Source organism: Actinopolymorpha alba DSM 45243, assembly GCF_000373925.1.
GTDB classification, from domain to species: domain Bacteria; phylum Actinomycetota; class Actinomycetes; order Propionibacteriales; family Actinopolymorphaceae; genus Actinopolymorpha; species Actinopolymorpha alba.
In genome coordinates, this window is record NZ_KB892730.1 from 1 (window position 1) to 1509 (window position 1509).

Below are 1509 nucleotides of genomic sequence, written 5' to 3' on the forward strand. Positions count from 1 at the left end.
AGCGGCGTCGCCCACGCGCTGTGCAGCGCGGCGAGGTGCTGACTGCGGTCGACGTCGGATGGTGACCTGACTTCGCGCTCCGACATCCCCCGACCTTAACGTCCGCTTCAGCCAGGGTCGGAGCCGCCGGCCGCCCGCACGGGGGTCGCCCGAACAATCGCAGGTAATAGAAAAGCGGTCGACCGAGGCCACACCTTGCGGCAACGATCTGGGCATGGCACATCGCCTTGTGATGATCACCGGTTCAGGTCCGGGTGCAGGCAAGTCGACCTTGGCCAACCGCCTACAGGGCGAGCTCGAAGCTCGCGGCTACGCCGTCCGGCTCTGGCCCGAGATGGCCCTCTTCGAGTGGGAGAGCCTGGCCGGCCTCGCCGAGAGGTTCCGACGCTGTGAGTACCCCAGTCCAGATGACCTCATCAGCGTCTTCAAGGACGTTCTTGGGTCGACCGACTCAGACGCGACGTGGATCCAAGACTGGTCTTGGATTGATCTCGCCGAAGACCTGCCATGGGCGGTCGACGATCTCGGCGCGTTGGGTGACTTCTCCCAGCGGGCTCACGCGGCAGCGGCGTACCTGCAGCCGCTTGTCCTCTACCTGCACACCGATATCTCGGTCGCCCTCGATCGGGCGGTAAAGCAGCGAGGCATACGGTGGCTAGCATGAAGAGGGACCTTCGGCGATGTGGCGACAAGCTACGCATCCAGGGAGACGCGGATCCGCTACGCGATCGATGCCGGTGGCTGGCCACTCTTTGAGATCCACGTGCACCCGGACGCGGATCGTGTCTTCGCCGAGGCCCTCGCCGCGCTAGGACTGGCCGACAACGACTTGACGACCTGAGAGGTGCACGAAGTGCCACCGACGACCGCCGGTGTCAATCGTCGGATCGAAAGGATCAGCCCGGGCCACTAGCCAAGGTCTCAGGCGGCTACTCCAGGTCGCTCAACGACCGAGCAGCCTCGCGAGAAGCCAACCCGCTGATCCGTAGACGTATGTTCCCAAGTTGCCAGTCTCTGTGCCCTCCGCGTGCCCCAAGCCAAGGGTGATCTTGGTCCGTAGCGGTGATCCACGGTTAAGAGACGTGCTATCGGACGCGGCAGCGATCCACGCTCGGCGGGGCGTGAGCGGGTGAATGGCCTTTGCAAGGCAGGGGTCCAGGCGACCGCGGCGACTCCCCGGGCCATTATCGGCCATTAGTCCAGGTGAACGGAGGGTCCTCCAGGCCACTCCTGGCAGCCGATCTCCGCGCAGACGCCAGAGGAGCCGGGCCGTTTCGACATCTTCCAAGCTGGCCATATCCGCGCCGGCCGTAGCTCAGTTCAATCCGTTTGACGTCCGCGGCCGCTTCAGCGTTGACGGGTCCTGCCATAACGGTTGGCGTAGATGTCGCGCACCATGCAGATCTGCGTGCCGTGGTGGCTCACCTCGTTGAGCATCGCCGCGAGGGCGTGGTCGCCGCGCCGCCAGGGATGGCCCGGGTAGTCCCGCTCGAGCATCTCGTCGGTCGT

The 1509-nt window shown here is 65.2% G+C and carries 2 protein-coding genes; both read left to right on the forward strand.

The features are described 5' to 3' along the window. The first annotated feature begins 214 nt into the window (after positions 1-214). Complete coding sequence (locus B141_RS0106395; RefSeq protein ID WP_020574330.1) at positions 215-664, forward strand: nucleoside/nucleotide kinase family protein; 450 nt, start codon at positions 215-217, stop codon at positions 662-664. Between the two features lie 18 nt (positions 665-682). After that, a complete protein-coding gene (locus B141_RS49025) occupies positions 683-841 on the forward strand; it encodes a hypothetical protein (protein ID WP_020574331.1) in 159 nt (52 codons plus the stop codon). The last annotated feature ends 668 nt before the right edge of the window (positions 842-1509 follow it).

Coding starts and splice junctions, on each gene's coding strand:
- B141_RS0106395 (WP_020574330.1), top strand. CDS start 215: ATGGCACATCGCCTTGTGATGATCACCGGTTCAGGTCCGGGTGCAGGC.